Annotated in this window: 19 protein-coding genes; 14 read left to right on the forward strand and 5 right to left on the reverse strand. The window is 61.8% G+C overall.

Annotated elements, in window-relative coordinates:
• Nucleotides 1-126: 126 nt before the first annotated feature.
• From ACO07N_RS00110 to ACO07N_RS00120, 3 genes are all read left to right on the forward strand, one after another.
• The gene (locus ACO07N_RS00110; protein WP_421979068.1) at nt 127-684 is read left to right on the forward strand and encodes a MarR family winged helix-turn-helix transcriptional regulator; all 558 of its coding nucleotides are present in this window, start codon (nt 127-129) and stop codon (nt 682-684) included.
• A 33-nt stretch (nt 685-717) separates the two neighbouring features.
• Complete coding sequence (locus tag ACO07N_RS00115) at nt 718-1,416, forward strand: response regulator (protein ID WP_421979069.1); 699 nt, start codon at nt 718-720, stop codon at nt 1,414-1,416.
• A gap of 112 nt (nt 1,417-1,528) precedes the next feature.
• Nucleotides 1,529-2,821 (forward strand): ATP-binding protein, encoded by a 1,293-nt coding sequence (locus tag ACO07N_RS00120; protein WP_421984355.1) that lies wholly within the window; start codon nt 1,529-1,531, stop codon nt 2,819-2,821.
• An 18-nt stretch (nt 2,822-2,839) separates the two neighbouring features.
• Here ACO07N_RS00120 and ACO07N_RS00125 read toward each other — a convergent pair whose 3' ends face one another.
• The 5 genes from ACO07N_RS00125 to ACO07N_RS00145 form a co-directional block, all read right to left on the reverse strand.
• On the reverse strand, nt 2,840-3,181 hold the full coding sequence (locus ACO07N_RS00125; RefSeq protein ID WP_421979070.1) for a tRNA-binding protein: 342 nt from the start codon (nt 3,179-3,181) through the stop codon (nt 2,840-2,842).
• Between the two features lie 66 nt (nt 3,182-3,247).
• The gene (locus ACO07N_RS00130; protein ID WP_421979071.1) at nt 3,248-3,949 is read right to left on the reverse strand and encodes a TetR/AcrR family transcriptional regulator; all 702 of its coding nucleotides are present in this window, start codon (nt 3,947-3,949) and stop codon (nt 3,248-3,250) included.
• A gap of 161 nt (nt 3,950-4,110) precedes the next feature.
• Entirely contained in the window at nt 4,111-4,929 is an 819-nt protein-coding gene (proC, locus tag ACO07N_RS00135) for a pyrroline-5-carboxylate reductase (RefSeq protein WP_421979072.1), read from the reverse strand.
• The gene (locus tag ACO07N_RS00140; protein ID WP_306141401.1) at nt 4,926-5,426 is read right to left on the reverse strand and encodes a YbjN domain-containing protein; all 501 of its coding nucleotides are present in this window, start codon (nt 5,424-5,426) and stop codon (nt 4,926-4,928) included. Before ACO07N_RS00140 ends, proC begins: the two co-directional genes overlap by 4 nt.
• 346 nt (nt 5,427-5,772) lie before the next feature.
• Nucleotides 5,773-6,039, reverse strand: a complete 267-nt coding sequence (locus ACO07N_RS00145) for an accessory factor UbiK family protein (RefSeq protein ID WP_421979073.1) — start codon at nt 6,037-6,039, stop codon at nt 5,773-5,775.
• A gap of 184 nt (nt 6,040-6,223) precedes the next feature.
• On the opposite strand from ACO07N_RS00145, the gene lgt reads away from it, so the two are divergent.
• The 11 genes from lgt to ACO07N_RS00200 all read left to right on the forward strand — a co-directional run bounded on the left by lgt (nt 6,224) and on the right by ACO07N_RS00200 (nt 18,149).
• Nucleotides 6,224-7,057: a prolipoprotein diacylglyceryl transferase gene (gene lgt / locus ACO07N_RS00150; protein WP_421979074.1), complete on the forward strand. Its 834-nt coding sequence runs from the start codon at nt 6,224-6,226 to the stop codon at nt 7,055-7,057.
• Nucleotides 7,054-8,142 (forward strand): class I SAM-dependent methyltransferase, encoded by a 1,089-nt coding sequence (locus ACO07N_RS00155; protein WP_421979075.1) that lies wholly within the window; start codon nt 7,054-7,056, stop codon nt 8,140-8,142. The genes lgt and ACO07N_RS00155 overlap by 4 nt, the downstream gene beginning before the upstream one ends.
• A gap of 94 nt (nt 8,143-8,236) precedes the next feature.
• On the forward strand, nt 8,237-9,004 hold the full coding sequence (pgeF, locus tag ACO07N_RS00160) for a peptidoglycan editing factor PgeF (protein WP_421979076.1): 768 nt from the start codon (nt 8,237-8,239) through the stop codon (nt 9,002-9,004).
• Nucleotides 9,005-9,033: 29 nt separating this feature from the next.
• The gene (locus ACO07N_RS00165; RefSeq protein WP_421979077.1) at nt 9,034-10,191 is read left to right on the forward strand and encodes a M24 family metallopeptidase; all 1,158 of its coding nucleotides are present in this window, start codon (nt 9,034-9,036) and stop codon (nt 10,189-10,191) included.
• 91 nt (nt 10,192-10,282) lie between these two features.
• A complete protein-coding gene (locus ACO07N_RS00170; RefSeq protein ID WP_421979078.1) occupies nt 10,283-10,804 on the forward strand; it encodes a hypothetical protein in 522 nt (173 codons plus the stop codon).
• A 237-nt stretch (nt 10,805-11,041) separates the two neighbouring features.
• Entirely contained in the window at nt 11,042-11,974 is a 933-nt protein-coding gene (locus ACO07N_RS00175; protein ID WP_421979079.1) for a ribose-phosphate pyrophosphokinase, read from the forward strand.
• A 214-nt stretch (nt 11,975-12,188) separates the two neighbouring features.
• Complete coding sequence (locus ACO07N_RS00180) at nt 12,189-13,196, forward strand: BMP family protein (protein WP_421979080.1); 1,008 nt, start codon at nt 12,189-12,191, stop codon at nt 13,194-13,196.
• Nucleotides 13,197-13,280: 84 nt separating this feature from the next.
• Nucleotides 13,281-14,825 (forward strand): ABC transporter ATP-binding protein, encoded by a 1,545-nt coding sequence (locus ACO07N_RS00185; protein WP_421979081.1) that lies wholly within the window; start codon nt 13,281-13,283, stop codon nt 14,823-14,825.
• Entirely contained in the window at nt 14,822-15,904 is a 1,083-nt protein-coding gene (locus ACO07N_RS00190; protein ID WP_421979082.1) for an ABC transporter permease, read from the forward strand. The genes ACO07N_RS00185 and ACO07N_RS00190 overlap by 4 nt, the downstream gene beginning before the upstream one ends.
• On the forward strand, nt 15,901-16,845 hold the full coding sequence (locus ACO07N_RS00195) for an ABC transporter permease (RefSeq protein WP_421979083.1): 945 nt from the start codon (nt 15,901-15,903) through the stop codon (nt 16,843-16,845). The genes ACO07N_RS00190 and ACO07N_RS00195 overlap by 4 nt, the downstream gene beginning before the upstream one ends.
• 11 nt (nt 16,846-16,856) lie before the next feature.
• Entirely contained in the window at nt 16,857-18,149 is a 1,293-nt protein-coding gene (locus ACO07N_RS00200; RefSeq protein WP_421979084.1) for an amidohydrolase family protein, read from the forward strand.
• The last annotated feature ends 938 nt before the right edge of the window (nt 18,150-19,087 follow it).

A 19,087-nucleotide genomic window follows, 5' to 3' on the forward strand; every position in this document is an offset into this window, starting at 1 on the left:
ATCCTGATGACCGCAGCGGCGCTGAACGGATTCGCTTGTCGACGGATGCCCAAAAAATGCATCTTTGAGACCGATCATTTCGCGCGCGGCTGCTGACAAGTAACAATCGACCAGAATTATGTCAATATGACTGACGTAAATTTCAAAACTGCTGTTTCCCGCGGCCTGCCCGGCCAGGAGCGTGCCGTGTCCGGAGCGGACGTCGGCCCGTCTGAGGACACGTTGCCCTACGATCTGATCGAACTTCTGTTCTTTGCCTACAAGGACTTCACGGGGGATCCCGACGACGTGCTGGCGAAATTCGAATTTGGCCGTGCGCATCACCGCGTGCTCCATTTCGTGGAACGCAATCCCGGTATCATGGTGACGGATCTTCTGGGCATTCTGCGCATTACGAAGCAAAGCCTGGGACGGGTCCTCAAACAGCTCGTTGACGCCGGCATCATCGAGCAGCGCGAAGGTCTGAACGATCGCCGCCAGCGTCTGCTCTACACGACGGAGCGCGGCCATACGCTTGCCGAGAAACTCGCGCGCCTGCAGCAGGAACGCCTTGAACGCGCCCTAATTGGATTGCCTGATGGCAGCGAGGAGATCGTGCGGCGGTTTCTGCTGCAGATGATCGACCCCGACGCCCATGCAGACATTCTGAAGCTCGTCAGGAGCCCTTTTCCTCTCAAGGACTGAAAGCCGCCGAAAGCAAAGGAACCAGCCGCCGACATGAAAGTCCAGGTGCCCGACGACAACGCCAACCACATCCTTCTTGTTGATGACGACAAGCGCATCCAGGATCTGCTTTCCAGGCTGCTGAAGGAGAACGGCTATCGCGTCTCCACGGCCGCCAATTCCGCGGACGCCAGAAAGTGTCTGTCCGGATTGGAATTCGACCTGATCATTCTGGATGTGATGATGCCGGGCGAAACCGGGCTCGAGCTGGCGGCCTCCCTGCGCGAGGAGTCGGAAGTGCCGATCCTGATGCTGACGGCAAGGTCCGAGGCTACCGACCGGATCGCCGGCCTTGAAGCAGGTGTCGACGACTATCTGCCGAAACCCTTCGAGCCGCGCGAACTGATGCTCCGGATGGCGGCGATCCTCAGAAGGGGGAACAGTCAGCCTGCTGTCGTGAGCGAGGAAATCCGCTTTGGCCCGTTTTGCTTCAACAGTTCACGCGGCGAACTCAAGAACGGAGATTCAGTCGTGCGGCTGACGGACCGCGAAAAACAGATCCTCTCGATTTTCGCCGAACAGCCGGGGGCCACGGTGCCACGCCACAAGATCGTCGGCGGTGAGAGCGGTCTTGGCGAACGCACCGTCGACGTGCAGATCAACAGGCTGCGGCGCAAGATAGAAACCGATCCGGGCAATCCGATCTATCTGCAGACAGTTCGCGGCATCGGCTACCGTCTGGCCTGCGATTGAACAGGTGCCAATGGCCAACACAGAAGTCCTGTTCCGCAAACTTTCCAAATCGGCCTTTTTCAGGCCGTTTCTGCGTGGCTACAGGTCCGTGTCCCGGCTTTTGTACCGGCTCATGCCGAAGGGCCTCTATACACGGACCTTTCTGATCATTGTCGCGCCAATCGTCATTCTTCAGTCGGTGCTGGTGTTCGTGTTCATGGAACGGCACTACCAGCTCGTCACCAAACGCATGTCGGAGGCGGTCGTCCGGGAGATCGCCGCAATGGTATATGTTCTGGAAAACTACCCGCAGGACCCTGACCACGCGAAGATCGAGCAACTCGCCTCCAGCGCGCTCGGAATGTCGACGACGATCCTGCCGCTCGAACCGTTGCCGCCGCCGGCGCCAAAGCCGTTTTTCGACGTCATCGATCAGGAACTCAGCCTCGCGATCAGCCAGAAGATACGCAAGCCATTCTGGATCGATACCGTCGGCCGTTCACGCTTCGTCGAAATCCGGATCCAGCTCAAGGACTCGATCCTGCGGGTGTTCACGCGGCGCAGCCAGACCTTCGCATCGAACTCGCACATCTTTCTGGTCTGGATGTTCACCACATCGCTGGTACTCCTGATCATTGCCCTGCTGTTCCTCAGGAACCAGATCAGACCGATCATCCGGCTCGCCGATGCGTCGGAAGCCTTCGGCAAAGGCCGCTCGGTGGAGAATTTCCGGGCAAGCGGCGCGCGCGAGGTCCGCCGCGCGAGCGTCGCCTTCATCGACATGCGGCGGCGCATCGAGCGGCAGATCGAACAGCGCACCACCATGCTGGCCGGCGTGAGCCACGATCTGAGAACCATCCTGACACGTCTCAGGCTGCAGCTCGCCTTCCTGTCTGAATCGCCTGAAAGCGAAGCGATGCGGAAGGATGTCGACGAGATGAGCCACATGCTGGAGGACTATCTCGCCTTCGCAAGTGGTGATGGAGACGAGGAAGCGCAGACGACGGATATCAGTCTGCTGCTGGAGGAATTGGAGGAAGAAGCCGAGATCTCCGGTCTCCTGGTAACCACGCATTTCGAGGGGCCGACGGATGCGCAGGTCAAGCGGCTGTCGCTGAAACGGTGCCTGTCGAACCTTGTGACCAACGGCTGCAAATACGGAAACCGGGTCGAAGTGGCCGGTTCGATCGAAAGGGATTGGCTCACGATCACGGTCGACGACGACGGGCCGGGCATTCCCGAAGACGACCGGGAACTTGCGTTTCGCGCCTTCCACCGCCTCGACCTGGCCAGAAACCAGGACGAGTCCGGCAGCGGCCTCGGGCTCGCCATCGCCCGCGACGTCGCCCGCTCGCACGGCGGAGATCTTTATCTGGAAGACAGCCCGCTCGGCGGCCTGAGAGCGCGGCTCAGGATTCCGGCCTGAGGCCGCGTTGCGCTTCTGTCAGTAGAGCCGTCCGCCGACCGGCACGTCCTTGTCAGGCGCGAGCAGGACAACTTCGCCATCCTCATCCGGAACGCCGAGCGTCAGGACCTCCGACATGACCGGTCCGATCTGGCGAGGCGGAAAATTCACCACCGCCATGACCAGCTTTCCGGCCAGCGTTTCGGGCGTGTAGTGTTTCGTGATCTGCGCCGACGTCTTCTTGATGCCGATGTCCGGGCCGAAGTCGATCCGCATCTTGTAGGCAGGCTTGCGGGCCTCAGGAAACTCTTCCGCTTCGACGATCCGGCCGACACGGACATCCACCTTCAGAAAATCGTCGAAACTGATTTCAGTGCTCATGGTCTACCCCTTGCTTTCAGGGGCGACCATGACGGCTGGCAGCCGGCGCTGCAAGCACAAATCGCGTCAGGCGCCAGCCGGTTCCTCACTGGAATAATCCGGCTCGTGATCCCCGTCATCCTGCGACTGTCTGCGCCGTCCGCGCCGCCCGGCAGCGGCCTTCCTGAGGAACGAGCGCATGCCCTTGGCGAAACCTTCGATCCCGTTCAGGCGCTTCATGAATGCGGAGCCGCTGTCCAGTTCCTTGTCCAGCCGCGCCATGGTCCGGGGCATGCCTTCGTCGTCTTCGTCCAGCCAGACCCTGACAACGCGCGCAAAGGCGACCGACAAGCCCTGTGCGACGATACCTGCCTTCAAGCCGGAAACGTCAATCCCGGCCGCGATCAGCATCCATTTCTGGGAGCGGACTTCCAGACGGTTGAAATCCAGCGCCAGCGCCGGATCCTTGCGCGCCGCCCTGTGAAGGGCTCTCACCGCCTCCTTGTGCCCGTCCAGTGCATCGATACGTGACATGAGCACGTCGAACAGCCGGTCGCGGGGCGGCTGGTCATGCATATCCTCGTCACGCTCATCCAGCACCGTCTTGTCGACGCTCTCCGCAAAGGCCGCAACGAGATCCAGTTTCGAACCGTAGGCGCCCCGCATGTCCGACAGTTTGATCTTCGCCTTTTCCGCGACCAGCGGCAGGGAGACGTCCTCGTAGGGATGATCTGAGAGAAGATCCAGAAACGTCTGGAGGATCTTTTGCTTCGTCTTCGCGGTTGTCATGGAGCAATCTCCCTTGGCTCTTGATTGGGAAGATAGGAGATCGAGGGTGCGCCGAAAAGGGTGGCGCACTGCCGCAGTTCACGAATTTGCGTGCAATCCGTCAGCAATTAGGGCGCAGCCGTCTCAGGCTCGCCCCCAGGGGCGATGCAGGAAAACCTGCCTTAGCCGGCCAGTTCCCGTGCCCGTTTCACCGCGGCTGCAACGGCCTCGCTCAGAACGGGCTGAAGCCCCTCTTCATGCATGAGAACATCGAGCGCCGCTGCCGTCGTTCCGTTCGGACTGGTCACGTTCTGCCGCAGGACCGAGGGATGTTCGCCCGACTGATGCAACAACTCGCCCGCACCGCTGACGGTCGCTATCGCCAGTTCATGCGCAATGTCCTCCGGCAATCCGGCATCCTGGCCCGCCTTGCTGAGCGCTTCCGCCAGGTAGAAGACATAGGCCGGTCCCGACCCGCTGACGCCGGTCACGAGATCAATCTGGTCTTCCGCGTCGAGCCAGACGACTTTCCCGACGGCCGCCAACAGCCGCGCGACGGCGTCTTTCTGACCTTCGCTGACCAGTCCGGTCGGATAGACCGCGGTGATGCCGCGTTTGACCATCGCCGGCGTATTCGGCATGCACCGGCAAACCGGCACATCGCCGAAAACGGACAGGAATTTGGAAACGGGCGTGCCCGCGGCCACCGACATGATCAGCGTGTCGGAGGAGACCGCCGGTTTGATGCCCGGCAGAACGGTGTCCATCATCTGGGGTTTGACCGCGACAAGAACGATGCCTGCCTGAAGATCATCCGGGACCGCCGCCACGTGCCGGATACCGTGCCGGTTCAGCAAGGCATCCATCTCGTCCGACAGGCCCGGATCGCAAACGACGATGGCGGCCGGATCGATTCCTTCCGCCATCCAACCGGACAGCATGGCCCCACCCATCTTGCCGGCGCCGACAAGAAGAAAGGGCCGCTCCTTTGAAAAACTCATGCTTCTCCTGCGGTCTCGAACAAGGCCGAGTTCATTGCCTCCGTGGCGGAATGCCCCGCCCACACAACAAACTGGAATGCCTGATAGAAGCGCTCGCAATTCTCAAGCGCGTTTGTCAGCATTCCCTCGATCTGTGCGGAAGACGCCTCGGCGCCACCGCTCAGGAGCAGCGATTGCCTGAACATGATTACGTTTTCTTTGTGCCAGAGGTCGAAATGGCCCATCCAGAGCTGTTCATTGACGAGCGCCAGAAGACGCAGGACTTCCGTCTTGCGCGGTTCGGTCACCTTGAGGTCAAAAGCACACGCCAGATGCAGGGCTTCAACCTCTTCCATCCAGGAAAAGGAGACATGGTAATCGCACCAGCTGCCTCCCAGGGAGATTGTGATTTCGTCATCGTCTGAGCGCTCGAACGCCCAGTCGTTCAGCGCGGCAACGGTTTCGATGGTGTCGACGGGATTGCCAGGTCGCTCGAATTCGATCTCGATGAGGCTCATGTGCCTTCTCCCCTTCCGAGCCGGAGGCCGGGAACCCGATCAGGATAACCGGGCGGGCCGCCGGGAAATGTCCCATGCCGGAGGAGCAAAACGCGTCCTTTGGTGGCCCGTTACGATCGAACCGGTTCCGTCTTGCTCCGACGAATCCCTGTTACATCGAGTATAGGATCAGGAATGATTTAATGGATACACACCAAATCGGACCAAAAAGCTGAAACTTGTGGAAGAATTTGGAGAAATTCTGATCAGACTGCCCAAAATCACTGCATTCCCGCCAACTTTTTTGGTCGTATTTCTGTCATCAACAATCAACAGAAACCGCTCAATTCGGCGTCAACGAACCTGCTCAGGCGTCTCCACTTCCCGTTGCGTCGCCACCTTCCAGTTTGGCAAGCCGTGATTCGAGCTCTTCGATCCGGTCGAGTGCACGCACCGCCATTTCCTTGACGGCTTCATGCTCCTCACGGGAAACCATGTCCATGTCGGACAGGAACCGCTCGGCCTGTGCCCGAAAGGCGGTCTCCACCTCGCGCCGTGCACCCTGTGCGACGCCGGCGGCATCCGTCATCAGCTTGGCAAAATCATCGAGTAGGCGGTTCGGGCCCTGGGTCATCTGACCCTCCTTGTACAAGAAATGTTCAACACCAAAGAGGTATGGGTGAAACGCGGCAAGTTCAAGAACCATTTCCGTCGCACCGCCTGTCACCCGGCGGGCTACGTGCTTGACGAACAGGGAAAGATAGCGCAAGCGTTTGCCCGAATGCGCGCAAGCGACACTCCGCCAGGAAGGACCTCACGTGCCAGCAGTTTTCGTCCTGCCGTTTCCGGCAATCGACCCGGTGATCATCGAAGTCGGCCCCTTCGCGCTCCGCTGGTACGCGCTGGCCTACATCGTCGGCATCATTCTCGCCTGGCGCTACATGCGCGCCCTTGTCCTGAATGACCGGCTCTGGAACGGCGCGAAGCGGCCCTCTCCCCTGGAACTCGACGATTTCGTCCTCTGGGGAACGCTCGGCATCATCATCGGTGGGCGCCTCGGCTACGTGTTGTTCTACAATTCGGCCTATTACCTCTCCAACCCGGGCGAAGCTTTGGCGATCTGGTCCGGCGGCATGTCGTTCCATGGCGGGTTTGCAGGCACCGTCATTGCGATGATCCTGTTCGCCTGGCGCAGGGGATTGCCCGTCTGGACGCTGTTCGACCTGGCCGGATGCGCCGCGCCGATCGGCCTCTTTTTCGGGCGCGTCGCCAATTTCATCAACGCCGAATTGTGGGGACGGACGACCGATGTCCCCTGGGCATTCGTGTTTCCGGGCGCCGGCCCCGAACCGAGGCATCCCAGCCAGCTCTACGAGGCGGCCCTGGAGGGGGTCATCCTGTTTTTGGTCCTGCGCTTCCTCAGCCACCGGTTTCAACTGCTGAAAAAACCGGGTTTTCTTGCCGGCGCGTTCGCATTCGGATACGGCATCGGCCGCTCGATCGCCGAGTTCTACCGCGTTCCCGACGCCCATATCGGATATCTGTCGGGCTTCCTGACGATGGGTATCCTCTTGTCGTTGCCGATGATACTCGCAGGGCTCGCGCTCATGATCTGGGCGTCACGCCGCCCCTTGAAGGACGCCGCGGCTTGACGGAGCTCAAGGAGAAAATCAAGGCCCGTATTGCCACTGAAGGCCCGCTTCCGGTGGCGCACTACATGGCCCAGTGCCTCGGCGATCCGGACCGGGGCTACTACAGGACGCGGGAACCGTTCGGCAGCGAAGGCGACTTCATCACCGCCCCCGAGGTCAGCCAGATGTTCGGCGAACTGGTCGGCGCCGCCTGCATCGCCGCATTCCAGGCGCTCGGCGAACCTGAGGCGTTCAATCTGGTGGAACTGGGTCCGGGACGCGGCACGCTGATGGCCGATCTGTTGCGGACGGCATCGCTTCGTCCGGGCTTCATCGCCGCCGCGCAGCTCAATCTGGTCGAGACAAGCCCGCGTCTCAGGAAGATCCAGCAGGCCACGCTTGCCGGCGCGCCCCTGAAACCGGCCTTTCACGACGCTGTCGAGGACATACCGGAGGGACCTTTCATACTGGTCGCGAACGAGTTCTTCGACGCGCTGCCGATCCATCAGTTTGTCAGGACACCCGACGGCTGGCAGGCGCGCGTTGTCGGGCTGGACGCAGGCGGAGAACTCACATTCGGCGCCGGAACGGCACGGATCCCGGACAGCGACATACCGGCGGATTTCCGGAACGCGCCACCCGGGACGATCCTCGAAACCCAACCGGCCGCAAATGCGATCGCCGAAGGGCTGGGGCACAGGCTCGCGCGCGACGGCGGCGCTGCGATCATCATCGACTACGGCTATCTGAAATCCGCGACCGGCGACACATTGCAGGCACTTTATCGTCACGCCTACGACGATGTCCTGGCGCACCCTGGCGAGGCCGACCTGACCGCCCACGTGAATTTCGAAGCCCTGGCAGGCGCGGCGCTCAGGGGCGGAGCCGCTTCGCACGCTTTCCTGACCCAGGGCGAATTCCTGCTGCGGTCGGGGCTTCTGGAACGGGCCGGGTCTCTCGGCACCGGAAAGACGCACGAAGAACAGGAGGCCATTCGCGACGCGGTCGAGCGTCTTGCCGCTCCGGCGCAGATGGGAGATCTCTTCAAGGTTCTGGCCCTTTCGAGCACGCCGGCACCCTTTCCGCCATTTGACAGTATCCCATGAAGCAACCAAGGATCAGAGGTCGGACGCGAATCGAAGCAGGCCAGGGGCGCGATGTCCGGGCAGGTCAGCCGCGCGCGTCTTTTTGGGGCAGATTATGAAGATCGAAGCAGAAGCACTGAACCTTGACGGGATCCGCCACGGCTTTTTCACGCGGGAGGGCGGCGTTTCGACCGGTATTTACGAAAGCCTGAATGTCGGCCTTGGCTCCGAAGATGCGCGGGACACGGTGCTCCGGAACCGCGGCCGGGTCGCCGATGTACTGAGCGTGTCGGCGGACCGCCTCCTGTCACCCTATCAGATCCACTCCTCCGATGTGCTTACGGTCAAAGGGCCCTGGGAAGATGGCCGACACAAGAAGGCGGATGCGCTCGTCACCGACAAACCGGGCCTGGCGGTTGGCATCCTGACGGCCGATTGCGGCCCGATCCTCTTCGCGGACCCGGATGCCGGCGTTGTCGGTGCCGCCCATTCGGGCTGGAAAGGTGCACTCACGGGCATTCTTCAGAACACGGTCGCGGCGATGGAGGCACGCGGGGCATCCCGCGAAAACACGGTAGCGGTACTCGGCCCGACGATTTCGCGCCGATCCTATGAAGTCGGACCGGAGTTTCACGACCGCTTCGTCAGTGATGCGGCCCGCAACGAGGCCTATTTCACGCCGTCCGAACGCGACGGGCACTATATGTTCGATCTCCCGGCCTTCATCACCGATCGTCTGCGCGAGACCGGCCTGGGCAAGGTCATCGACCTTGAACTCTGCACCTATTGCGACGAAGACCGTTTCTTTTCCTACAGACGGACAACCCATCGCGGCGAGCCGGATTACGGCCGCCAGATCAGCGCGATTTCCCTTGAGACCTGACGGCCAGTTTAGTGAATGTGAGGACGACCATGGCACTGCATTTTTCAGACGCTGAATTCGAGCGCCGCTTTACCGAACTGAAAGCCGCCATGGACGCCGAGAAACTCGACGCCATGCTGCTGTTTGCACAGGAAAGCATGTATTGGCTGACGGGCTACGATACGTTCGGCTTCTGTTTCTTCCAATGCCTCGTCGTGACCAAGGACGGGGAAAAGGTCCTGTTGACGCGCTCGGCAGACCAGCGCCAGGCGCGCCATACCTCCAACATATCCGACATTCGGATCTGGATTGACCGCGGCTCCGCCAGCCCCGTGCTGCAACTCAAGGAGATGCTGTTCGACATGGATCTTCTCGGCAGCAGGATCGGGATCGAATACGACACGCATGGCATGACCGGCAAGATCGCGCTGCAGATCAATGCCGAGCTGACCAGTTTTGCCGACCTGCGCGACGCGTCGGCGCTGATACCGGACCTGCGCTCGGTCAAGAGCCCGGAAGAAATCGTCTATGTCCGCAAGGCGGCAGAGCTGACGGACAAGGCGTTTCACGCGGCCATGGACGAAATTCGTCCCGGAGCCGACGAAGGCAAGGTCCTTTCGGCCATGCAGGGGGCGATCTTCGAGGGCGGCGGCGACTATCCGGGCAACGAATTCATCATCGGCTCCGGACACGACGCGCTTCTGTGCCGGTACAAGTCCGGCCGGCGTGTCCTTGACGAACGCGACCAGATCACGCTCGAGTGGGCCGGAAGCTACCGGCATTACCACGCGGCCGCCATGCGGACGATCATCGTCGGCACGCCTTCGGACAGGCACCAGGAAATGTATCTGGCCGCGCGTGAGGCCCTGGCGGCGGTGGAAACCCAGTTGGTGCCGGGAAAGACCTTCGGCGACATTTTCGATGCCCATGCGGAGCGCATGGATGCCCACGGCATGATGCAGCACCGGCTGAACGCGTGCGGCTACTCGCTCGGCGCCCGTTTCACCCCGAGCTGGATGGACACGCCCATGGCCTACCGGTCCAATCCGGCCCCGGTCAAACCGAACATGGTGATTTTCATGCACATGATCCTGATGGATTCAATCACCGACACCGCGATGACGCTCGGACAGACCTACCTCACCACCGAGGGGGCGCCGGAGTGCTTATCCACTCTGCCACTCGACCTGCCGGTAAAGTCGGGATAAACCAAATGCGACACGGGAATCGGCCGGACGGAGCATCTGTCCGGCAGGTCCTGGATCGGAATGACGCAGACATCTGGAGCCGGACCCCTTCATGCTCTCAATTTCCAGCCAGAACTCCTATTCCGTTTTGCGGGCGGCGGCGGCTCTCTTGCTTCTCGGCTTCCTCGCCGCGTGCCAGTCTTCTCCGCAGACACCGACACCGATTTCAGGGCCGGTCTCGCAACCTTCCATCGCCGGGCAGGCCGACGCGGAAAATGGCGTTACCTTTGCGTTCGAACCGTTTACCGGCGCCCCGGGCAACATTGCCGATGAATTGTCGGAATATATCGGCAGGGAAGCGCGCCGGCAGAACATCACGCTCGTCAGGCGTGTCGGCGCGGCCGCGACGTACCGGGTAAACGGATACCTTGCCGCCACCGGTCAGCCGTCCAACGGAACCGTGTTCTATGTGTTCGATATCGTTGACGCAAACGGCAGCCGCCTGAAACGCATCTCGGGAACCGAATCGACCGGAGGCGCATCGGGAGATCCCTGGCAGTCCGTCAATTCATCGACCCTGTCTCGAATCGCGGCGCGCTCGATGGTGGAAATCGAGGCCTGGCTCAACCGATAATGATCGCTTAGCCGGATAACCGTGGTTTTGCGTCACAAAATTTCAAAAAAACAACGTGAGAGGGCCTATCACCTGTTGTGGTCCGGTTGCTTGGTTGTTACAACGCCGCCGCCTGCCGGGGGTCGCCTGAACACAACCTGCGGCACCCGGCACTCGACACGACATAGGCCTTTTCAGCGTGTTTGCGGGATATGACAGTCCTCATTCGCGCCGTCGCACCAGAAGGACTTGCGGCTCATGAAGATCGTCGCGGGCAATTCGAACCGAGCCCTGGCTGAGGAAATCTCCAATTACCTGGATGTGCCTCTCGCCAAATGCCAGGTCAGGCGCTTCGCCGACCAGGAAATCTTCGTAGAAATCCAGGAAAACGTGCGCGGCGAGGATGTCTTCGTCGTGCAGCCGACCAGCTACCCGGCAAACGATCACCTGATGGAGTTGCTCATCATCATCGATGCGCTGCGCCGTTCCTCTGCCAGACGCATCACCGCGGTGATCCCCTATTTCGGCTATGCGCGCCAGGATCGCCGTGCATCGGGTCGCACACCGATCTCGGCGAAACTGGTGGCCAACCTGATCACCAACGCAGGTGCGGACCGCGTTTTGACCCTGGATCTCCACGCCGGACAGATCCAGGGTTTTTTCGATATACCGACGGACAATCTCTTTGCGGCCCCCGTCATGACCCGGGACATCAAGGAACGCTACGCGACCGACAACGTGATGGTCGTGTCGCCCGATGTCGGCGGCGTCGTGCGCGCCCGCGCGCTTGCGAAACGGATCGATGCCCCGCTCTCCATCGTCGACAAGCGCCGCGACAAGCCCGGGGAATCGGAAGTCATGAACATCATCGGGGAAGTGAAGGGCTATGACTGTATCCTGGTCGACGACATCGTCGACAGCGGCGGCACGCTCTGCAACGCGGCCGAGGCGCTGCTGTCCCAGGGCGCGGAATCCGTGACGGCCTACATCACGCACGGCGTGCTGTCGGGCGGCGCCGTCGCCCGGGTGACGTCCTCGAAGCTGAAAGAGCTCGTGATCACCAACTCGATCGAGCCCACGGCAGCGATCACCGCCGCCGCCAACATTCGCACGATCTCGATTGCGCCCCTTATCGGCGAGGCAATCAACCGGACGGCACTGGAAAAGTCGGTCTCCAGCCTGTTCAGCTGAGGCAAGGCAAAGACGTCCTGAAAACGCCGGTCCAACCGGCGTTTTTTGTCTGCTCCACAAGGCGGGCCGCGTCAAATTCACAACGGGCTGACCCTGCGGCCGGAAAATTTTCCCAAATGATCAAAAAATTCGCTCCAAGACTGCGTGCACAGCTTGTGAGCACGCATATTTTGTGATCAACTTTTCGGGCTAAAAATACTTCCAGGGGATTCCGATGCTCGTATCAAAACAATTTTCCAGGGTCCGCAGGACCCTGTTGTCGGCTGCATTGGCCGTCACAGCCACTGTCGCCTTGCCGTCTGCCGGCGTGCTGGCCGCCGACCCGATCAAGGTGGCTGCGATCTACACGGTTCCGGTGGAACAGCAATGGGTCAGCCGCATAGACAAGGCGCTGAAGGCAGCGCAGGAGCGGGGTGAAATCACCTACACCTTCTCCGAAAACGTCGCCAACACCGATTATGAACGCGTGATGCGCGAATATGCCGAACAGGGCATGGACCTCGTGGTCGGGGAAGCCTTCGCCGTGGAACGCGCCGCGCGCAAGGTTGCTGCGGAATATCCGGACACGGCCTTTCTCATGGGCTCTTCCTTCGGCCCTGCCAAACCGAATTTTGCCGTCTTCGACAACTGGATCCACGAACCCAGCTATCTGTCCGGCATGATTGCGGGTGCGAGCACCAAGTCGAACGTGATCGGCATGGTCGGCGGTTATGCCATTCCGGAAGTCAACCGCCTGATGCACGCCTTCATGGATGGCGCGACCGCCGTCAATCCGGACGTGAAGTTCCTCGTGACCTTCATCAACTCCTGGTACGACCCACCCAAGGCCAAGGAAGCGGCCTTCGCCATGATCGACAAGGGTGCCGACATTCTCTACGCCGAGCGCTTCGGCGTGTCCGACGCGGCCAAGGAAAAGGAAATCCTGGCGATCGGCAACGTGATCGACACCTCCGCGGACTATCCCGGCACGATCCTGTCTTCCGCGCTCTGGCACATGGAGCCGACCATCGATCGCGCCGTGACCGCGGTCGTCGACGGCAGCTTTGAGCCCGCCGACTACGGTCCATTCAGCTTCATGTCCTATGGCGGCGGCAGCTTCATCGTCGATGAAAGCCTCGCCGATCCGGCCGCCGTCGCGGCGGCCAAGGAAAAGGAACAGGAAATCCTGGATGGCCTCTTCCGCGTCAACGTGAATGACAGCGAACCGAAATCGACCATGTAACGGTCTCTGCCGGCGGCGGCCTGCCGCCGGCATCTCCTGCCCAAGCCGCATTTGCGGCCGACAAACCAAATTCCGGAGCTCCGCATGACGGAACCCACGCAAGCGGCGGAGACCGTCCTCAGGCTGGACGGCATCACCAAGCGTTTTGGCGATCTCACGGCGAACGGCGACGTGTCGCTCGACCTCGCGAGGGGTGAAATTCTGGCGCTTCTGGGCGAAAACGGTGCCGGCAAGACGACCCTGATGAACATCCTCTTCGGGCACTATGTCGCGGACGAGGGCCAGGTCTATGTCGCCGCGCCCGGAGCCGGACTGAGCGAACTGGAAGCCGGATCGCCGCACGCGGCGCTTGAAGCCGGCATCGGCATGGTGCACCAGCACTTCACGCTGGCCGAGAACCTCAGCGCATTGGACAATATTGTCCTCGGCACCGAGAAGCTTTCGGCGGTGACCTCGGCGCGAAAACCGGCCCGCAAGAAGCTTGAGGACCTGATCACGCGCTCAGGTCTGAGCGTTCCGCTTGACGCCCGGATCTCGCAACTGTCCGTCGGCGAGAAGCAGCGGGTGGAAATTCTCAAGGCGCTTTACCGCGACGCCCGCGTTCTCGTTCTGGATGAGCCGACCGCCGTGCTGACGCCGCAGGAATCCGACACCCTGTTCGCGACCCTGAAAAAGCTTGCAGCGGACGGACTGGCAATTATTTTCATATCCCACAAGCTGGCAGAGGTGATCGCCTCGTCCCATCGCGTTGCCGTGTTGCGGGGCGGACGCAAGGTCGCCGATCTTGCCACTGCCGAGTGCGATCTGCGCAAGCTGGCGGAACTCATGGTCGGACACGAGATCGTGGAAACAGTCCGCAGCAAAGGCACACCGGGAGCGCCCCTGCTCGTTCTGAACGGCGTTTCGGCCGGCAGCGGACGCGATGCCCTTCACGGTGTGGATCTCACGCTGAATGCGGGCGAAATCCTGGGGATTGCAGGCGTTTCGGGCAATGGCCAGACCATGCTCGCCCGCGTCATCTCGGGCCTGCAGGCTCCGGCATCGGGAACATTGGCTCTCGCAGGATCGGACGAAACCGGTGCCAGTGCGCGCAAGATGATCGACGCGGGTCTTGCCCGCATCCCCGAAGACCGCCATCACGACGGCATCGTCGGGGCCATGAGCGTTTCGGAGAACCTTGCCATCGAAGCCATCCGGAAACCGCAAAACCAGCGCTTCGGTCTGCTGCGGTTTTCGGCCATGCGCGAAACCGCAAGGCGGCTGATAGCGTCCTATGACATTCGCTGCCAGGGAGAAGACAGCCAGGCGCGGCTGCTTTCCGGCGGCAACATCCAGAAAATCGTGCTCGCACGGACCCTTGATCCCGAACCGCAAGTGGTCCTCGCAGCGCAGCCTTCCCGCGGCCTGGACGTCGGCGCGACCTCTGACGTCCACAAGCGCCTTCTGGCCGTGCGCGACCGCGGTGCAGGCGTGATCCTGATCTCCGAGGATCTCGATGAACTGATGCGCCTGTCCGACCGGATCGCCGTCATGCACCGGGGCAGGCTGTCGGCCGCAGATCCGACCGAAGACCTGGATCGCGGTACGCTCGGATTGCGCATGGCCGGCCAGAGTGGAGAAGCAGCATGATCCGGTTTGAACCTCGCCCGCCGGCATCCGTTTCCCGCATGCTTGGCGTCTCCCTCGCCGCAGCCGTGGCCGCGCTGGTTCTTGCCGCCATACCCATGCTGTTTGCGGGACTATCGGTTTTCGAAGCCTATGGCCTCATGGTCAAGGGTGCCTTCGGATCCCTGTTCGCCTTTACCGAAATGCTGACACGCGCAACACCGCTGATCCTGACCGGGCTCGCGGCGGCGGTAGCCTTCCGGGCCAAGCTCTGGAACATCGGCGCCGAGGGCCAGCTTTACATCGGGGCGCTGGCCGCCGTTGCCGTCGGGACCGGCGCCATTTCCGCTCCGGCTTTCGTTCTCATACCGATGGTCGTTCTCGCAGGCGCCCTGGCAGGCGGCCTGCTGATGCTCGGCCCCACGCTGTTGAAGACCCGTCTGGGCGTGGACGAGGTTGTCACGACCCTCCTGTTGAACTTTATCGTCCTGCTCTTCGTGCAGATGATGCTGGAAGGTCCGATGCAGGACCCCATGGGGATGGGCTGGCCGCAGTCGGAACCGATCCTCGATGAAGCCGCCCTGCCCAAGCTTCTGGAGCGCATGCGCATTCACTGGGGCCTCGTTCTTGCGCTCGCCGCCTCGCTCGGGGTCTATTTTCTTCTGAAGCGAACGGTCTGGGGGTTCGAGATCCGCGCCGTCGGCGAAAACGCGGCCGCGGCCCGCCACGCGGGCATTCCGGTCACCGCCACGTTCATTCGCGTCGGCCTTCTCTCCGGTGCGCTCGCCGGCATTGCCGGTGTCGGAGAAGTCGCCGGACTGAAAGGCTATCTCACCGCGGACCTGTCGCCCGGTTTCGGCTATTCCGGTATCGTTGTCGCCATGCTGGCCGGCCTGTCCCCCATCGGCGTCGTTTTCGCGGCCCTTTTCATCGCCAGCATCTTCGTCGGGGCGGATTCCATGTCGCGCGCCACCGGCGTGTCCAACTATCTTGCGGATCTGATCGTCGCCATGGCGCTCCTGTGCGTCCTCGTCTCCGGCCTGTTCCTGCGCTTCAGGGTAAAGTTCATCAGCGCGCCCGCTACGAGGGAGGCCGGACGATGATCGAAATCATCGACATTCTTTTCTCCGCAAATTTCTGGGCCGCAGCCCTGCGCATTGCCACACCGCTGATCTTCGGCGTGATCGGAGCGCTGATCTGTGAGCGCGCAGGCGTGCTCAATCTCGGCATCGAGGGGATCTTCACCGCCGGCGCCATGGCCGGATGGATGGCGGTCTGGCTCGGGGCCGGCCTTTGGGGCGGTGTTCTGGTCGCCGCGTTTGCCGGGGCGGTCTTCGGGCTGATCCACGCGATCCTGACCGTGCCGTTGGGGCTCTCCCAGCACGTCTCGGGCATCGGCGTGACGCTGTTTGCCACGTCCCTGAGCTATTTCATCTACCGGACGGCACTGCCTGATGTCTCTTCTCCGCCAAGGATCGACGCCTTCCAGCCGCTGGACGTTCCGGTTCTGAGCGAGTTGCCGTTCATCGGCCCGGCCCTGTTTCAGCAGACGCCGCTGACCTTCCTGGCCCTGTTCCTGGTGCTTGCGACGGCCTATGTGCTCTACAAAACCCCGCTTGGCCTGGCGATCCAGGCCGTTGGTGACAACCCGGCCGCGGTCGAATCCCAGGGGCTGTCCGTCTACGCCGTGCGCATGAGCACCGTCGTCGCCGGATCGGCGATCATGGCGCTCGGCGGCGCCTTCCTGACGATGTCCGCTTTCGATGCGTTTTTCTTCGGCATGGTGAACGGCCGCGGCTGGATCTGCATCGCGCTCACGGTCTTCGCGTCCTGGCGTCCCGGAAAGGCGTTGATCGGCGCCCTGCTCTTCGGCGCGTTCGACGCCTTCCAGGTGCGGCTCCAGACCGAAGTCGGCAGCTTCATCCCCGGTCAGGTCTTCCTGATGATGCCGTACATTCTTTCGATCGCGGCGCTGATCGTGGTGGCAAGACGTGCCGACTATCCGCGCGCACTGCTGGTCCCCTATTTCCGGGGCCAACGCTGAGGTAAGAGCCCATGAGTCTTGATCTTCTGGTAAAGAACGCAAACCTGCCCGACGGTCGAACCGGGGTCGACATCGCCTGCAGAGACGGCCTGATCGAGGCTGTCGAGGCGGGCATTGATGCTGACGCGGGCGACATCATCGATGCCGCGGGGAAACTGGTTTCACCGCCCTTCATCGACAGTCATTTTCACATGGACGCGACGCTCTCGCTCGGCCTGCCGCGCATGAACCGCAGCGGCACGCTGCTGGAAGGCATTGCGCTCTGGGGAGAACTCAAGGAGATCCTCACGGTCGAGGCCGTTGTCGAGCGGGCCCTGAAGTACTGCGACCTCGCCGTTGCGCAGGGGCTGCTCGCCATCCGCACCCATGTGGATGTCTGCGACGACCGTCTGACGGGTGTCAAAGGCCTTCTGGAAGTCCGCGAGAAAGTCCGCGACTACATCGATCTGCAACTGGTCGCCTTTCCGCAGGATGGCCTCTACAGGTCACCGAACGCGGAAAAGAACCTGCTGACGGCGCTCGACATGGGTGTCGACATCGTCGGTGGCATCCCGCATTTCGAGCGCACCATGGACGATGGCGCCAGGTCGGTTGCCAGGCTGTGCGAAATCGCCGCCGACCGCGGCCTGATGGTCGACATGCATTGCGACGAAACCGATGACCCGATGTCGCGCCACATCGAAACGCTCGCATACGAAACGCAGCGGCTCGGGCTTCAGGGGCGCGTTGCCGGATCTCATCTCACGTCCATGCACTCGATGGACAACTACTACGTTTCCAAGCTTCTGCCGCTGATTGCCGAGGCCGGGGTGCACGCGATCGCCAATCCGCTGATCAACATCACCCTTCAGGGCCGCCACGACACCTATCCCAAACGGCGCGGCCAGACCCGTGTACCGGAGCTGCGCGCCTATGGCGTCAACGTCTCTTTCGGCCACGACTGCGTAATGGACCCCTGGTACTCCATGGGTTCGGGAGACATGCTCGAGGTTGCCTCCATGGGCCTGCACGTCGCCCAGATGACCAGCCGTGACGACATCCGCTATGCCTATGACTGTGTCACGTCTCATCCGGCAAAGGCGATGGGATTGGACGGGTACGGGCTGGACAGGGGATGCAAGGCCGACTTTGTGGTGCTGCAGGCACGCGACACGATTGAGGCGATCCGCCTGAAGGCAACCCGGCTCAAGGTGATCAAGGGCGGCCGGGTCATTGCCTCAACGCCCGAACGCAAGGCCGACCTCTTCCTTGCGGACCGCCCTGCGGCAGTCGACCCCAGCAGCTACGCGCCGAACGAGGGTTGATATTCGCGCGCGCTCCTCATCCTGAGGAGGGACCACAAGATCTGTCTCGAAGGATGGCGGCAAGGCATGAATCCGTCACCCATCCTTCGAGGCTCCGCTTCGCTCCGCACCTCAGGATGAGGCCGTGCAAGGAACTGACCCCACGAGTTCGCCCCCGGCAGTCATTGCCAGACTTGATCTGGCAATCCATGCCATTGCCTCACTGCGATCGATGGCTGCGCAACTGGAGGCGAAACGGCATGGAAGCCATGGTCAAGCCATGGCATGACCTGCAGGTTAGCTGCCTTGTCCTGAAATGCGTAATGGAGGCTCGATGGAAGCGCCGCGCGCTCCGAATACACCGCATCATCCTTCGAGGCTCCGCTTCGCTCCGCACCTCGGGATGAGGTGGAACTTGCTGTCCTGGCCAACATCTTCCGGCGTCATCCCCGACTTGATCGGGGATCCACTCGTTTCCAGAGCCTATGCCGTGTGAAACTTCGGACAGGCTGATACTCTCATACGCGGAGCACCCACCGGGTGGCGCGTTGGACTGGGTCCCGGATCAGGTCCGGGACGGCGAATTGGCGGTCGTTAATTGCAAAGTACCCTTCCGCGGTCATTGCCGGACCTGATCTGGCAATCCATGCCATCGCCTCACTGCGATCGATGGCTGCGCAACTGGAAACGGGGCCGTGCACCGGAGGTTCGGTGGAGCCTTTCGGTTGTTCCCTTCCCCCGGTGTGGGGGAAGGGTCAGGGATGGGGGACAACGACCCGGCCGTTCGCACCCCCACCCCCAACCCCTCCCCCAAAAGGGAGAGGGGAGCCTGCCCACCGGGGCAGGTGGACGGCAACAGGCCTTCGGCTTGCCACGGGAAGAGGCCGCGCCGGGAACGGCGGTCGCGAATTCGCAAAGAACCCACCGCGGTCATCGCCAGACCTGATCCAGCAATCCAT

It is taken from the genome of Roseibium sp. (assembly GCF_965229775.1).
GTDB lineage: Bacteria > Pseudomonadota > Alphaproteobacteria > Rhizobiales > Stappiaceae > Roseibium.

Bases quoted from the DNA above. Each gene is read 5' to 3' on its own strand.
- ACO07N_RS00120 (WP_421984355.1), top strand. From the start codon at position 1,529: ATGCCGAAGGGCCTCTATACACGGACCTTTCTGATCATTGTCGCGCCA.
- ACO07N_RS00200 (WP_421979084.1), top strand. From the start codon at position 16,857: ATGAGTCTTGATCTTCTGGTAAAGAACGCAAACCTGCCCGACGGTCGA.
- ACO07N_RS00180 (WP_421979080.1), top strand. From the start codon at position 12,189: ATGCTCGTATCAAAACAATTTTCCAGGGTCCGCAGGACCCTGTTGTCG.
- ACO07N_RS00115 (WP_421979069.1), top strand. From the start codon at position 718: ATGAAAGTCCAGGTGCCCGACGACAACGCCAACCACATCCTTCTTGTT.
- ACO07N_RS00175 (WP_421979079.1), top strand. From the start codon at position 11,042: ATGAAGATCGTCGCGGGCAATTCGAACCGAGCCCTGGCTGAGGAAATC.
- ACO07N_RS00195 (WP_421979083.1), top strand. From the start codon at position 15,901: ATGATCGAAATCATCGACATTCTTTTCTCCGCAAATTTCTGGGCCGCA.
- ACO07N_RS00140 (WP_306141401.1), bottom strand. From the start codon at position 5,426: ATGAGCCTCATCGAGATCGAATTCGAGCGACCTGGCAATCCCGTCGAC.
- pgeF (WP_421979076.1), top strand. From the start codon at position 8,237: ATGAAGATCGAAGCAGAAGCACTGAACCTTGACGGGATCCGCCACGGC.
- ACO07N_RS00185 (WP_421979081.1), top strand. From the start codon at position 13,281: ATGACGGAACCCACGCAAGCGGCGGAGACCGTCCTCAGGCTGGACGGC.
- ACO07N_RS00190 (WP_421979082.1), top strand. From the start codon at position 14,822: ATGATCCGGTTTGAACCTCGCCCGCCGGCATCCGTTTCCCGCATGCTT.
- ACO07N_RS00145 (WP_421979073.1), bottom strand. From the start codon at position 6,039: ATGACCCAGGGCCCGAACCGCCTACTCGATGATTTTGCCAAGCTGATG.
- ACO07N_RS00130 (WP_421979071.1), bottom strand. From the start codon at position 3,949: ATGACAACCGCGAAGACGAAGCAAAAGATCCTCCAGACGTTTCTGGAT.
- ACO07N_RS00165 (WP_421979077.1), top strand. From the start codon at position 9,034: ATGGCACTGCATTTTTCAGACGCTGAATTCGAGCGCCGCTTTACCGAA.
- ACO07N_RS00110 (WP_421979068.1), top strand. From the start codon at position 127: ATGACTGACGTAAATTTCAAAACTGCTGTTTCCCGCGGCCTGCCCGGC.
- ACO07N_RS00170 (WP_421979078.1), top strand. From the start codon at position 10,283: ATGCTCTCAATTTCCAGCCAGAACTCCTATTCCGTTTTGCGGGCGGCG.
- proC (WP_421979072.1), bottom strand. From the start codon at position 4,929: ATGAGTTTTTCAAAGGAGCGGCCCTTTCTTCTTGTCGGCGCCGGCAAG.
- ACO07N_RS00125 (WP_421979070.1), bottom strand. From the start codon at position 3,181: ATGAGCACTGAAATCAGTTTCGACGATTTTCTGAAGGTGGATGTCCGT.